The sequence below is a fragment of the Marinococcus sp. LNHM4E3-1 genome (assembly GCF_056034405.1).
Window position 1 is genome coordinate 121,383 of record NZ_JBQLID010000003.1, and the last position, 13,663, is coordinate 135,045.

Below are 13,663 nucleotides of genomic sequence, written 5' to 3' on the forward strand. Positions count from 1 at the left end.
TTGCATGGCTTAAAAGGCGGAGGGTAGGACGAAGTATCAGGCGTAGGAGGAATGGCGTTCAAGTACTACCATGGGATGCCCGTCGGAAAGGCTGAATGTGCGGGAAATGACAAATCCAAATGAATGGTAAAGATCGATCGCCGGCTGGTTTTTTTCGCTTGTATAAGCGTAAATTAAAGTATCCAGATGGTGATTTAATAGATATTTCAGCAAATAAGAGGCAAAGCCCCTCCGGAAAAAATCCGGGTGGACGACGAGTCTTGTGATTTGCAGCTTTTTTTCCTGGTATTCATAAGCAATAAAAGCGCAAAGCTCCCCCTCCACAAAGTAACCAACAAAGGTTTCCTTCGATGCCCGGATAGCTTCCACCGTTTCATTTAGAGCAGGGATATCAAAATTGTCTATAAGCACAGCTTCTGTATGGTAGGATTGCTGCTGCAGAGCAAGTATACTTTTAGCGGTATTGTATTTATGATTAGGTAAAAGGACGATCATTATAATCTCTCCTTAAAATGAAAGGGCAGAAAAAACGATAAAAGACATCAGCTATGTAACCTTTGCCTTTTAGGGCAAGCCCGCTCCAGTTCATTTTATAGTAAAATATTTAAAGCCAGCCCAAAAGGCACAAAAATCAATAGCCAAAAGCACAGGATGAAGAGACTCACCGTTGCTTCCGGCATTTGGACTGCACTTATCAGCGTATCCACAAAGGATTTCAAAAGAATATACAGAGAGAAATAAAGAAACAAATGGGAAAAGGGAGCGGACATTTATGGTGCTGACAGGAACATTGGTCAACGGAGTGACTATTATTATTGGATCATTAATGGGGTTATTGTTTCACCGTATACCGGAAAGAATGAAAACAACCATTATGCAGGCGTTGGCGCTGGCGGTTGTTCTTCTTGGCATTCAGATGGGACTGCAGACAGAACAATTTTTAATTGTCGTGGGCAGTCTGGTAACTGGAGCCTGGGCAGGAGAGCGCCTGCGAATCGAAGATGGTCTGGAGTCGGTCGGCCAGTGGGTGGAAAAACGAATGGGAAACAGCGGTACAGAGAACACAGTAGCCAAAGGTTTTGTAACTGCCACGCTGGTATATGTGGTGGGAGCTATGGCAGTGCTTGGAGCAATGGACAGCGGGCTGCGCCAGGAGCACGATGTGTTATTTACAAAATCAATGCTGGACGGATTTTCAGCGCTTATTTTTACAACGACGATGGGGATCGGGGTGTTATTTTCGTTTATCCCAGTCGTTATTTACCAGGGATCCATTGCCCTTTTTGCCGTCCAAATTGATAGGCTGGTGCCGCAGGAGGCCATGGATACCTTTATTACTGAAATGACGGCTACCGGCGGCGTGATGATTATTGCTATCGGCTTAAAGCTGGCAGGTCTTTTAGAAATCCGGGTGGCAAATCTACTTCCGGCGATACCGATGGTGGCTTTTTTTGTGTTTATTATCCGTCTGTTCGGCGGATGAAGCCTCCCGAAGGAAGCGGACATGGTCGTCCTCGTTATGGAAAGTTAACGGAGGGGTGGTGGCTTCTTCCTCCTTCAGGACATGCTGCGTTGAGATTGACCGGTCGGCAAGAAGGAAGCTTTCTGCTATTAAAGAAGCCATTGTGTCGATAGTATACAACCTGGTATTTTGCAGTACGAAGTATTCCATCATTCCGCTGACATTCACTATGCCGTTAATATGCATATCTCCAACCATTGGAAGCTTCTTTTTCATGGCAGCTCCCGGAGTTACTCCTCCTTCATTCAAAGTAACTTTCCCTACATTCTGAAGATAACCAAGACAGGCGTCTACAGCGATAATAAAAGCATGCGGATGCTCTGCGGCAATGATCGAAAGCGTTTCTTCTAAATTAACAGCATGTACCGGGTACTGGAGAGTGCCGTATATATAAAAGTTTTCCAGTTGCTTTTCAAGAAGCTTGCTTCCGGTTAAAGGCCCTAGAGAATCTCCGGTGGAGCGGTCTGTGCCAATACAGACCAGGATGATATCTTCATCTGTGACACGCTCCCGGATGTGACCGGTCAGGCAGTCCGCCAGCTCTCCAGCACTTCCGGGCTCATCCATGCTGACGTGGCAGTGAGTACGGTAGGCTTCACGTGAAACAGCTTTTTTCCCCATAGCAGATAACTCCTTTCCAGAATTCTCCCCAAAAATAATTGTATTAGCCTACTATACCCGCGTTTGGGTAAAAATAACTGTCGTATTTAAGCAAAAGCCGCCCCGGACAGAAAGATGAGAGTTTAATTGAGGTTTTTGACGGATTACGATAGGATAAAAAGTACCGAATCGTTCAGGTGAGATGAGAAGAAAGGAGAAAACGGGCCTTATGGTGGAAAAGCAGCCTTTTGATATCAATAGTATTGTGGAAATGAAAAAGCAGCATCCTTGTGGAGAAAATCGCTGGAGAATTATCCGGATGGGCGCCGATATCCGGATTAAGTGCGAAGGGTGCGGACATAGCGTGATGCTTCCGAGAAAAGAATTCAGTAAAAAGGTGAAAAAGGTGCTCGAATAATTCCGGTAAAGCTGCTCTTGTTGTCGCAAAAGTGAAATTATACTATACTCAAAGCAATATACTAACGATAAAGAGTTGCTTTTAAGGACAGCTGCGGTTGTCCTCTTTGTTATGTTTAGAGAAATATTAATTGAAAGAAAGAAGGAAATAATAAATGGCTTTAACTACAGGTATAGTCGGACTTCCGAACGTCGGGAAGTCAACATTGTTCAACGCGATCACTCAGGCGGGAGCGGAGTCTGCCAACTATCCGTTCTGCACAATTGACCCGAACGTAGGTATTGTGGAAGTGCCGGACAGCAGGCTCGAACAGTTAACAAATATGTTTCAGCCGAAAAAAACGATTCCTACCGCATTCGAATTTACAGACATTGCCGGCATTGTTGAAGGAGCGAGTAAAGGAGAAGGCCTGGGAAATAAATTCCTTTCGCATATCCGCGAAGTGGACGCTATTTCCCACGTGGTACGCTGCTTTGACAGTGATGACGTGACTCACGTCTCGGGGAAAATAGATCCGATCCATGATATCGAAGTAATTAACCTGGAACTGATTCTTGCAGACCTTGAGACGGCAGAAAAGCGGATCGATAAAGTAGCAAAGCTTGCCAAATCCAAGGATAAAGATGCAATGCAGGAGCATGCAGTACTCGAAAAGATTGTCGAAGCACTGAAAGAAGAACAGCCCGTGCGCAGCCTGGAATGGACTGAGGAAGAGCTGAAAATCGTTAAAGGCTTCCAGCTTCTCACGATGAAGCCGGTATTATACGTCGCCAACGTCAGCGAAGATGACTTAATGGAAGAAGAAGACAATGAGCACGTCTCCCGTGTCAAAGAATTTGCAGCAGCTGAAGGTGCGGGCGTTGTAGTTATCTCGGGGAAAATTGAAGAAGAACTCGCGGAGCTTGAAGGAGAAGAAAAAAATGAATTTCTTCAGGATCTCGGCATTGAAGAGCCGGGGCTTGACCAGCTGATCCGGGAAGCTTATTCCCTGCTTGGCCTGCAGACGTATTTTACTGCAGGTGAACCGGAAGTAAGGGCCTGGACGATCCGCAAAAATACAAAAGCTCCCCAGGCTGCCGGTGTAATCCACAGTGATTTTGAGAAAGGCTTTATCCGTGCCGAGGTTGTCGGATACGAAGACCTGATGCAGGCAGGTGCAATGAATAGCGCCAAAGAAGCAGGCAAGGTAAGGCTTGAAGGCAAGGAATATATCGTTAAGGACGGCGACGTTGTTCATTTCCGCTTTAACGTTTAATTTTTCCTCCGGGAATATTGTAAAATGCAATTCAAGCTGATATAATTTTAACTTGCGAGTTAAAAACGGATAAGCGTTTTTTGCTCCTTGTTCTTTTCCACCGGAGAAGAGCCGAAGACCAAAAGGAGGTGACGCAGCATGCGGAATTATGAAGTACTTTACATTATCAGCCCGAATGTTGACGAAGATGGTGTCAAAAACACAATCGAACGGTACAACAAAATCTTAACGGATAACGGCGCTGAAATTGAAAAAGTAGACGAAGTAGGAAAAAAACGTCTCGCATACGAAATCAATGATTTTCGTGACGGGTATTACGTTGTAACCTACATTAAAGGCACCGCGGACGCTACCAACGAATTTGACCGTCTGGTTAAAATCGATGATAACGTAATCCGCCACTTAGTTGTTCGTAACGACGACTAATTTCATTAACAATCAGGAGGGGTTTAAATGATAAATCGTGTCGTGTTAGTCGGTCGGCTGACCGCGGACCCTGATCTGCGTTATACCCCGAACGGCGTAGCAGTCGCTAACTTTCGCATTGCGGTAAATCGTCCATTTACCAACCAGCAGGGCGAACGGGAAGCAGACTTTCTTAACTGCGTCATTTGGCGGAAGCAGGCAGAAAATGTGGCCAATTACTTGAAAAAAGGCAGCCTGGCCGGTGTGGATGGACGTATGCAGAGCCGGAGCTATGAAAACCAGGAAGGCCGTCGTGTAACGGTAGTAGAAGTTCAGGCGGAGAGCGTGCAGTTCCTTGAACCGCGCGGAGCGTCCGGAGGCGGAGGTTCTTCGCAGGGAAGCGGCTATTCTCAACAGCAGAGCAGCCAGAGCTCAGGTTCAGGCCAGCAAAATCGCGATTCGTCTAATTTAAACGATGATCCGTTTTCGGATAACGGGCAGCCAATCGACATTTCAGATGACGATTTGCCATTCTAAAACCCCTGAGAGCATAAACAATCTTTTATAAAGGAGGATAAACAATGGCAGCAGCAGCACGTCGTAGAGGAAAAAGACGGAAAGTTTGTTACTTCACAGTAAACAAAATTACTCATATCGATTACAAAGATACTGAACTCTTGAAGAAGTTTATTTCAGAAAGAGGGAAGATTCTTCCACGCCGCGTAACTGGTACGAGTGCGAAATATCAGCGTAAGCTGACCCGCGCTATCAAGCGTTCCCGTCACGTAGCATTGCTTCCTTTTGTGCGCGAGCAGTAAAGGAAACATTTAAACACCCTTTTCCAGGCCTTATGCCCGGGGAAGGGTGTTTTATTGTATGGAAACTGGCTGTATGTTTAGGCCGCTCCCTCCCCGGGGTATAAATGAAGTAATTGTTAAAGCGTTTTATATACTGGGAAGGAGGTTTTCATATGGACGTTCAGTCTTATATTACAAAAATTAATAAACAGCTTGAAGAATTGAAGCAGGATGATATTCAAGCCGCAGAGGAAAACATAGAAGCAGAGGTTCCAAACGAATCTTCCTTCAAGCTGCCGAATGAAGAATAAATAAAAGCCCGGCTGCAGATAAATAAACGAAATAAGGCGCTGACGTAAGTCAGCGTTTTTTAGATATGTACAGCCTTTGACTATTCGGCTGTTCGTCTTTCTTTTTAAAAGGGAATAAGCTAAAATGAACGAATGGAATTTCCATGAGTACGAAGAGATAAAGGCAGCACTGGGATAATGTGGGAGTGAAAGCAATTGGGCGGCTGCTGTACATTTATTTGACTGCCTTTGTAAATGAGGTGAACGTGAAGTGAAAAATGCTAGAAGTGTCGCAGAAGCAGCCGTCTTTAGCGCTATTTTCCTGGTGCTGGTACTGCTGCTGATCTTTGTGCCGGTCGTCGGAAGTATATTAACGATAGCGATGCCGCTTCCGTTTATTATTTTTGTGGCAAGAAACGGATGGAAGCCGGGCATTTTTATGTTTATCGTCTGTGCGCTGCTTGCGACTTTGTTTACGGGTGGTATTGGTTTTCCGACTGCTTTGATTTTCGGTCTTGGGGGCATTGCAGCAGGTGCGCTTATTCATCAAAAGAAGCCGGCTTTTGCCGTTTTTGCTGCAGGGACTGTGGCTTATATCATCGGCCTGGTTTTATTTTATTTAAGTTCGGTTCTTTTGTTTAATATTGATCCGATCCAATTGATCCAGCAAACACTGAATGAATCTATTGCCCAGGCGAGAAGCATGATGGAGAGTATCGATCAGAATACCTCAAATCTGGATGCCTTAGCAGAGATGGTTACACTGATTCAATACATCGGTCCGGTGCTCCTTATTGGCACAGGCATTATTCTTTCATTTATAACCCAGGTGTTCGCTCATGTTATTTTGAAGCGTGTCCGGATGGATTACCAGCAGTTTCCGGCTTTTCGAAACTGGAATTTTCCGAGGTCTCTCATATGGTATTATTTGACCGGTTCCATATTTATTTTGATTGGGCTTGAAGAAGGCACGGCTATGTATATTGTTGTTATGAATCTTTTTCCTCTTTTGGAGCTGGCTGTGGCGATTCAGGGCTTTACCGTGATCTTTTATTTCCTGCATGCTAAATCCTATCCGAAATACTACGGGGTTCTCATTATCGTCGGGAGTATATTATTATCAACAATAGCATTATTTTTGGCCCGCATTTTAGGTATAATAGATTTAGGTTTAAACTTGAAGCAACGCATTCAAACCGACACGAAGTAGGGGTTGAGTTACATGCCGAAGTTTTTAATACGGCGGTGGTACGGCTATCATATCGTCGGATTGTTCATACTAGCCGGAATAGCACTTGCCTTTCTCACCTGGTTTCAATGGGAAATAGGGGCTGTAGGATTTGTCCTGCTTGGAGCTTTGGCTATTTATGTTATCCAGGCGGAGCGTTCATTTGAAAAAGAGCTTGAACGGTATATATCTACGCTGACCCACCGTGTGAACAAGGCGGGGGAAGAGGCAGTAACCGAAATGCCTATCGGCATACTGTTATATGATAAGAATTATCAGATACAGTGGGCGAACCCCTTCATTCTTTCCTACCTGCCGAAGGAGTTCATGGGAAAACCGATCAGTACTGTATCTGAACGTCTGGCTGCAGCGATTAAGCAGGGGGAAAGCGAAATACATTTAACGATGAGAAATCGTCATTATACCGTTTATATTCACCGCGAAGAACGGCTGCTGTATTTTTTTGATATGACTGAAACGACGGATATTCAGGCGATGTATCAAAAAGAAAAATCAGTTGTGGCGTTTATTTATTTGGATAATTTCACTGAAGTTACCCAGGGCATGGACGATCAGACAAGAAGCCGGCTGATGAGTCATGTGACTACCGCTTTGAATGAGTGGGCGGGGGATCATGACATTTTACTGCGCAGCATCGCTGTAGACCGGTTTATTGCTATCATGAATCAGGACGCCCTTGATCATCTTGAGCAGACAAAGTTTGAGCTGCTCGATTACGTACGTGATATTACGAGTAAAGAGAAGGTGACCATCACCCTTAGCATCGGCATCGGTTCGGGCGAGCCCTCCCTGCAGGAGCTTGGTTCCCTGGCCCAGTCCAGTCTCGATCTCGCACTCGGACGTGGAGGCGATCAGGTAGCCATCAAGGACGCGAACGGAAAGGTGCGTTTTTACGGGGGAAAGTCCAATGCGGTCGAAAAGCGTACCCGGGTGCGCGCCAGAGTTATTTCCCATGCACTGCGTGATTTTGTTCTCGAAAGCGACCAGGTCATTGTGATGGGCCATAAAAATCCGGATATGGATGCTATTGGTGCTGCGATTGGCGTGCTTAAAATCGCTGAGGTAAATAATACAGATGCGTATGTTGTCGTAGATCCGGATGAAATTAATCCGGATGTGAAAAAGCTGATGGAAGAAATCGAAAACCATGAATACCTTTGGTCTCAATTTATTACGCCGTCAGAAGCAATGGATGAAGTGACGAAGCACACGCTGCTCGTTGTTGTGGATACACACAAACCCTCCATGGTTATCGAGCCGCGGCTGATTGACCGCGTGAACCGTACGATTGTTCTTGATCACCACCGCCGGGGAGAAGAGTTCATTGAAGATCCGGTGCTTGTATATATGGAACCGTACGCTTCATCCACAGCCGAGCTTGTAACAGAGCTTCTGGAGTATCAGCCGAAAAAGCTCAGTATGGATGTGCTTGAAGCAACGGCGATGCTTGCAGGCATTATTGTGGATACGAAAAGCTTCGCCATCCGAACCGGATCTAGAACGTTCGATGCAGCCTCATTTTTAAAAATGCACGGTGCCGACACGACTATGGTGCAGATGCTCTTAAAAGAAGATCTCGATCAATACGTGGAGCGGTCGCATCTTATCGAGCGGGCGGAGGTCTACCGTGACGGCATGGCTGTTGCCGCCGCTGCGGAAGATGAAATGTACGGCCAGATTTTAATCGCTCAGGCAGCAGATACCCTGCTTACGATGAACGATATCAAAGGTTCATTTGTGATATCTAAGCGTCAGGATGATAAAATTAGTATCAGCGCCCGTTCGCTTGGTGAAGTGAACGTGCAGTTAATAATGGAAGCTTTAGGCGGAGGCGGTCATTTAACGAATGCGGCAACGCAGCTGACCGATACTACGATTGAAGAAGCGGAAAAACGCCTGAAGCAGGCCATTGATGAATATTTGCAAGGGGGCACATCCGAATGAAAGTCATACTGAAACAAGACGTAAAAGGCCAGGGGAAAAAAGGTGAAGTTGCAGACGTATCCGAAGGGTACGCCAGAAACTATTTATTAAAGAAGGACCTTGCTGTAGAAGCGAGCAAAGGCAATCTGCGGGACCTGGAAGCTACGCAGAAAAAACAAAAAGAACGTGAGCAGGAAGAGCTTGAGCAGGCGAAGAAGTTTAAGGAGCAGCTCGAAACAACAGACGTAGAGCTTACTGCCAAAGCAGGAGAAGGCGGTCGTTTGTTCGGAGCGGTTTCTACAAAACAGATTGCGGAAAAGCTGAAAAGCATGAACATGAAAGTGGATAAACGTAAAATAGAAATTGACCAGCCAATTCGTTCACTTGGCTATACTAAAGTACCAATCAAGATTCATCCTGAAGTCACAGCTGTCGTAAACGTACACGTGACGGAAGAGTAACAGCTGCGTGGATGAATAAAGAGCCTGTTTCCCCGTCATAAACAGAGGGTAAGAACCAGGCTCTTTTTTTCAACACGTTCTATAGAGGTGAAAGCAATGAATGATATTTTCACAGAACGGGTCCCCCCGCAGAATATTGAAGCAGAACAGGCTGTTTTAGGTGCTGTCTTTTTAGAGGGCGAAGCACTCATTACTGCCACGGAGCATTTGATGCCGGAAGATTTCTATCGTCAGTCGCATCAGCGTATTTTTAATACGATGATTGAGCTGTCTGAACGGGGAGAGCCGGTTGATCTTATTACGGTCAGCACGGAACTGCAGGCAAAACAGGTGCTCGAAGAAATCGGCGGTCTTTCTTATCTTACCGATCTGGCAAATGCTGTACCGACAGCGGCCAACGTTGGTTATTACAGTCAGGGCGTATACAGTAAGTCCCTGCTGCGGCGGCTGATACGTGCGGCAACTAACATAGTGAATGAAGGCTACAGCGGAGAACATGATGTAGAGGAAGTACTTAACGAAGCTGAAAAGACTATAATGGAAGTATCGCAGGAGCGTCGTTCGTCTGCCTTCGTTTCCATCAAAGATGTACTCATTGAAACATATGACAATATTGAAATGCTGCAGAACCGGGAAAATGACGTAACCGGAATTGCGAGCGGCTTTGCCGAGCTCGATCATATGACTGCCGGATTTCAGCGCAGTGACCTGGTGATTGTGGCTGCGAGGCCTTCGATGGGGAAAACGGCCTTTGCCTTAAACATTGCCCAGAACATTGCAACAAAAACCGAGGAAAATGTGGCTATTTTCAGCCTGGAGATGGGTGCTGCCCAGCTTGTGCAGCGGATGCTCTGTGCAGAGGGAAACATTGATGCTAACCGTCTTCGTACCGGTGCGCTTCAGGAAGAGGACTGGGAAAAGCTGACGATGGCGATGGGGAGCTTATCTTCAGCCGGTATTTTTATTGATGATTCCCCGGGCATACGGGTAAACGATATACGTGCGAAATGCCTCCGTTTGAAGCAGGAACGGGGTATTGGAATGATTCTGATTGACTATCTGCAGCTGATCCAGGGAAGCAGCAGAGGCGGGGAAAGCCGCCAGCAGGAAGTTTCGGAAATCTCCCGAAATTTAAAAGCTCTTGCGCGTGAACTTGAGGTCCCTGTAATTGCGCTCTCCCAGCTTTCCCGCGGGGTGGAATCCAGGCAGGATAAACGCCCGATGATGTCTGATTTAAGGGAATCCGGAAGTATTGAGCAGGATGCAGATATTGTATCGTTTTTATACCGTGATGATTACTATGATCAGGAATCCGAAAACCAGAATATCATTGAAATTATTATTGCCAAACAGCGTAACGGGCCGGTTGGTACGGCCGAGCTCGCTTTTATTAAAGAATATAATAAATTCGTTAATTTGGACCGGCGACACGACGATAATCAGATCCCGCCCGGAGCTTAGACTCCGGGCTTTTTGTATAAGCGAACAAATTAAGCAAATAAAACTTTTAATGTTCGTGTTTTATTGACTTTGTGTGCCGTGGTTGATAGACTATCTAAGGGATTTTCTCCATAATAAAATAAGAATATGAAAACTTTAGATGAAGCCAAGTGAACGTTATTGGATAAGCAAGAAAAATATGCCTAAGGTGCCGGCAGGAGAGATTGTGGAGGTGGACGCTGTGTCGTCAATAGTAATTGTAGGAACTCAGTGGGGAGACGAAGGAAAAGGAAAAGTAACGGATTACTTATCAGAAAATGCGGAGGTTGTGGCCCGTTACCAGGGTGGAAATAACGCTGGTCATACGATTGTCTTCGGAGGAACTAAATACAAGCTTCATTTAATTCCGTCCGGAATTTTTTATGATAATAAAACATGTGTCATCGGAAACGGAATGGTTATTGATCCGAAAGCGCTCGTTGAAGAGCTGGAATATCTGCATGAGCGCGGCGTTGATACAAGCAACCTGCGTATCAGCAACCGTGCCCACGTTATTCTTCCTTACCATCTGCGTCTCGATGCCGTGGAAGAAGACAGCAAAGGCACAAATAAAATTGGAACGACCCGTAAAGGCATTGGCCCGGCTTATATGGATAAAGCTGCCCGCGTAGGCATCCGTATTGCTGACCTTCTGGATAAAGATGAATTCCGGGAAAAACTGTCGCGGAATTTGAAAGAAAAGAACCGTCTGCTCGAAAGAATGTATGACGCAGAAGGGTTTGAGCTTGAAGATATTCTGGATGAATACTATGAGTATGGCCAGTTCTTTGCGAAGTATGTCTGTGATACATCGGTAGAGTTGAATGAAGCGATCGATAAAGGCCGCCGGGTGCTGTTTGAAGGTGCGCAGGGCGTGATGCTTGATATCGACCAGGGCACGTATCCCTTTGTCACTTCCTCAAATCCTATCGCCGGCGGCGTAACTAACGGTTCGGGAGTAGGACCGTCCAAAATTCAGCACGTGGTGGGCGTTTCCAAAGCATACACGACCCGCGTTGGCGACGGCCCGTTTCCAACAGAGCTGTCTGACGAAACCGGGGACCAGATTCGTGAAGTCGGAAACGAATACGGGACCACTACCGGCCGGCCCCGCCGTGTCGGCTGGTTCGACAGCGTAGTCGTGCGTCATGCCCGCAGGGTGAGTGGGATCACCGATTTATCTTTAAATTCCATTGATGTTTTGACCGGTATTGAAACGCTCAAAATATGCAAGGCCTATAAGTACCGGGGAGAGATTATGGAAGAATTCCCTGCGAGCCTGAAGGTACTTGCAGAGTGCGAGCCGATTTATGAAGAGCTGCCGGGCTGGACAGAAGACATCACCGGTGCTTCGTCGCTCGGGGATCTTCCGGTAAATGCCCGTCATTACATTGAACGTATTTCCCAGCTGACCAACATTCCTATCAGCATTTTCTCAGTAGGCCCGGACCGGAATCAGACAAATATGGTCCGCGGTGTATGGGCTATCCAATAAAAACCACTAAGCATCTGCCATAGAGGCGGATGCTTTTTTCAACGAATCACTTTTTTCATGCAAAACTAGTTGAAATTGCATCTGTGACGTGATAATATTACTCATGTTGTCGTTATCCACAGCGACAATTTCTTCATATTAGGAGCCATTAGCTCAGTTGGTAGAGCATCTGACTTTTAATCAGAGGGTCGGAGGTTCGAATCCTCCATGGCTCACCATGAAAGGCCCGTTGGTCAAGTGGTTAAGACACCGCCCTTTCACGGCGGTAACACGGGTTCGAATCCCGTACGGGTCACCATTTTCTTATCAAGCAGAAAATGAACATCACTGAAACAAACGATAAGATTCGCAGTGTATTCCCCCTTACTCATTTTTGGAAAGAAGACACCAGAAGGTTGAGTTTGCCAGGGAGAGAGCAAAGGAACGTACAAAGCGTACGTGACTGCAGCGAACGAAAGCAGCAGACGATAAGATTCGCAGTGTATTCTTTTTAAAAAGGGCCTGTGGTGTAGTGGTTAACATGCCTGCCTGTCACGCAGGAGATCGCGGGTTCAAATCCCGTCAGGCCCGCCATTTTATTTTCTGATTTACTCATGGCCAGGCAGCTCAGTCGGTAGAGCAACAAGCGATACTTCTCCGAATGTTCTGCGAGTTGTCCGTCCCGAATTGCTTCATCGAATAAGCAAAGAATGAGGGTAAGGACAGTAGCCCTGGAAGCAAGAGCAGTATCTAAGCAAAATTATTTTTTTAGCATGGCTCGATAGCTCAGTCGGTAGAGCAGTGGACTGAAAATCCTCGTGTCGGCGGTTCGATTCCGTCTCGAGCCACCATTTTTATAAAATAACCAGCGCCTGGACATTGACGTCCAGGCGCTTTTTTCACAGGCTTTCGGCCTCGATAGGAACAGATAAAGAGCTGTGTTACAATGTGAAAGAGAATTGTAATCCTCTTAAATATTTTGCAATAAACATAAAGAGGCATACCTTTGCAGGATGTTACTACACATAGATGATTGAATTTATGCCTTTTCACATTTGAGGAATGGAGCGGTGGGAACATGGATGAGAAAATATTAGTAGTCGATGATGAACAGCCAATTGCTGATATATTAGAATTTAATCTTCAAAAAGAAGGGTTTCAGGTTGTTTGTGCATATGACGGCGACGAAGCTTTAGAAAAGGTGGATAATTTCGGTCCGGATCTGATTCTTCTTGACGTCATGCTTCCAAACAAGGACGGCATGGAAGTATGCAGAGAAGTCCGGAAGCGGTTTGATATGCCCATCATCATGTTAACTGCTAAAGACGGGGAAATCGATAAGGTGCTCGGTCTTGAACTTGGAGCAGATGACTATGTAACCAAACCGTTCAGCAACCGGGAGCTTCTGGCCAGAGTTAAAGCCAATCTTCGCAGGAAGCAGCCGGCAGCAGAAGAAGGCAGCACCGAGCCGCAGAATGCTATAAAAATCGGTGACCTTCTCGTAGACCCGGATGCTTATTTAGTAACAAAACGTGGGGAGCCGATAGACCTTACGCATCGGGAGTTTGAACTGGTTCTTTACCTTGGCCGCCATATCGGCCAGGTAATGACAAGAGAGCATCTTCTGCAGGCCGTGTGGGGCTATGATTACTTTGGGGACGTACGTACCGTGGACGTAACGGTGCGCCGTTTAAGAGAGAAAGTAGAAGACAATCCGAGCTTCCCTGAGTGGATTGTGACAAGACGTGGTGTTGGATACTACTTAAAACATCCAGAACAGGAGAAGTAAT

15 protein-coding genes and 4 tRNA genes are annotated in these 13,663 nt (G+C 46.0%); 17 read left to right on the plus strand and 2 right to left on the minus strand.

The window, feature by feature from the left end; genetic code table 11:
- Positions 1-36: 36 nt before the first annotated feature.
- Positions 37-495: a GNAT family N-acetyltransferase gene (locus ACTRXI_RS04270; RefSeq protein ID WP_474261235.1), complete on the minus strand. Its 459-nt coding sequence runs from the start codon at positions 493-495 to the stop codon at positions 37-39.
- A gap of 277 nt (positions 496-772) precedes the next feature.
- Here ACTRXI_RS04270 and ACTRXI_RS04275 point away from each other — a divergent pair, with 277 nt between their 5' ends.
- Positions 773-1,483 (plus strand): DUF554 domain-containing protein, encoded by a 711-nt coding sequence (locus ACTRXI_RS04275; RefSeq protein ID WP_474261236.1) that lies wholly within the window; start codon positions 773-775, stop codon positions 1,481-1,483.
- On the opposite strand, the gene yyaC is transcribed toward ACTRXI_RS04275, so the two are convergent.
- The gene (gene yyaC, locus ACTRXI_RS04280; protein ID WP_474261237.1) at positions 1,421-2,143 is read right to left on the minus strand and encodes a spore protease YyaC; all 723 of its coding nucleotides are present in this window, start codon (positions 2,141-2,143) and stop codon (positions 1,421-1,423) included. The genes ACTRXI_RS04275 and yyaC overlap by 63 nt on opposite strands.
- A 208-nt stretch (positions 2,144-2,351) precedes the next feature.
- Between yyaC and ACTRXI_RS04285 the strand changes: the two genes are divergently transcribed.
- The 16 genes from ACTRXI_RS04285 to yycF all read left to right on the plus strand — a co-directional run bounded on the left by ACTRXI_RS04285 (position 2,352) and on the right by yycF (position 13,662).
- A complete protein-coding gene (locus ACTRXI_RS04285; RefSeq protein WP_091615215.1) occupies positions 2,352-2,540 on the plus strand; it encodes a DUF951 domain-containing protein in 189 nt (62 codons plus the stop codon).
- Between the two features lie 154 nt (positions 2,541-2,694).
- Positions 2,695-3,795, plus strand: coding sequence for a redox-regulated ATPase YchF (gene ychF / locus ACTRXI_RS04290; RefSeq protein WP_322525355.1), 1,101 nt, complete (start codon positions 2,695-2,697; stop codon positions 3,793-3,795).
- A 138-nt stretch (positions 3,796-3,933) separates the two neighbouring features.
- Positions 3,934-4,221 carry a 30S ribosomal protein S6 gene (gene rpsF, locus ACTRXI_RS04295; RefSeq protein ID WP_022792961.1) on the plus strand — a complete coding sequence of 96 codons (288 nt, stop codon included), beginning with the start codon at positions 3,934-3,936 and terminating at the stop codon, positions 4,219-4,221.
- 27 nt (positions 4,222-4,248) lie between these two features.
- Positions 4,249-4,737 (plus strand): single-stranded DNA-binding protein, encoded by a 489-nt coding sequence (gene ssb, locus ACTRXI_RS04300; RefSeq protein ID WP_474261238.1) that lies wholly within the window; start codon positions 4,249-4,251, stop codon positions 4,735-4,737.
- Between the two features lie 44 nt (positions 4,738-4,781).
- Complete coding sequence (rpsR, locus tag ACTRXI_RS04305; protein ID WP_022792963.1) at positions 4,782-5,018, plus strand: 30S ribosomal protein S18; 237 nt, start codon at positions 4,782-4,784, stop codon at positions 5,016-5,018.
- A 152-nt stretch (positions 5,019-5,170) separates the two neighbouring features.
- Positions 5,171-5,308, plus strand: a complete 138-nt coding sequence (locus ACTRXI_RS04310; RefSeq protein ID WP_474261239.1) for a hypothetical protein — start codon at positions 5,171-5,173, stop codon at positions 5,306-5,308.
- Positions 5,309-5,558: 250 nt separating this feature from the next.
- On the plus strand, positions 5,559-6,497 hold the full coding sequence (locus tag ACTRXI_RS04315; protein WP_474261240.1) for a YybS family protein: 939 nt from the start codon (positions 5,559-5,561) through the stop codon (positions 6,495-6,497).
- A 12-nt stretch (positions 6,498-6,509) separates the two neighbouring features.
- Positions 6,510-8,480, plus strand: coding sequence for a DHH family phosphoesterase (locus ACTRXI_RS04320; protein WP_474261241.1), 1,971 nt, complete (start codon positions 6,510-6,512; stop codon positions 8,478-8,480).
- Complete coding sequence (gene rplI, locus ACTRXI_RS04325) at positions 8,477-8,920, plus strand: 50S ribosomal protein L9 (RefSeq protein ID WP_474261242.1); 444 nt, start codon at positions 8,477-8,479, stop codon at positions 8,918-8,920. The genes ACTRXI_RS04320 and rplI overlap by 4 nt, the downstream gene beginning before the upstream one ends.
- 96 nt (positions 8,921-9,016) lie before the next feature.
- Positions 9,017-10,381 carry a replicative DNA helicase gene (dnaB, locus tag ACTRXI_RS04330; protein WP_474261243.1) on the plus strand — a complete coding sequence of 455 codons (1,365 nt, stop codon included), beginning with the start codon at positions 9,017-9,019 and terminating at the stop codon, positions 10,379-10,381.
- A 220-nt stretch (positions 10,382-10,601) separates the two neighbouring features.
- Positions 10,602-11,894 carry an adenylosuccinate synthase gene (locus ACTRXI_RS04335; RefSeq protein WP_474261393.1) on the plus strand — a complete coding sequence of 431 codons (1,293 nt, stop codon included), beginning with the start codon at positions 10,602-10,604 and terminating at the stop codon, positions 11,892-11,894.
- A 142-nt stretch (positions 11,895-12,036) separates the two neighbouring features.
- Positions 12,037-12,112: transfer RNA gene (locus ACTRXI_RS04340), tRNA-Lys, on the plus strand.
- A 5-nt stretch (positions 12,113-12,117) separates the two neighbouring features.
- Positions 12,118-12,192: transfer RNA gene (locus tag ACTRXI_RS04345), tRNA-Glu, on the plus strand.
- A 199-nt stretch (positions 12,193-12,391) separates the two neighbouring features.
- Positions 12,392-12,467, plus strand: a tRNA-Asp gene (locus tag ACTRXI_RS04350).
- Between the two features lie 181 nt (positions 12,468-12,648).
- Positions 12,649-12,724: transfer RNA gene (locus ACTRXI_RS04355), tRNA-Phe, on the plus strand.
- A 227-nt stretch (positions 12,725-12,951) separates the two neighbouring features.
- Complete coding sequence (yycF, locus tag ACTRXI_RS04360) at positions 12,952-13,662, plus strand: response regulator YycF (protein WP_091615232.1); 711 nt, start codon at positions 12,952-12,954, stop codon at positions 13,660-13,662.
- The last annotated feature ends 1 nt before the right edge of the window (position 13,663 follow it).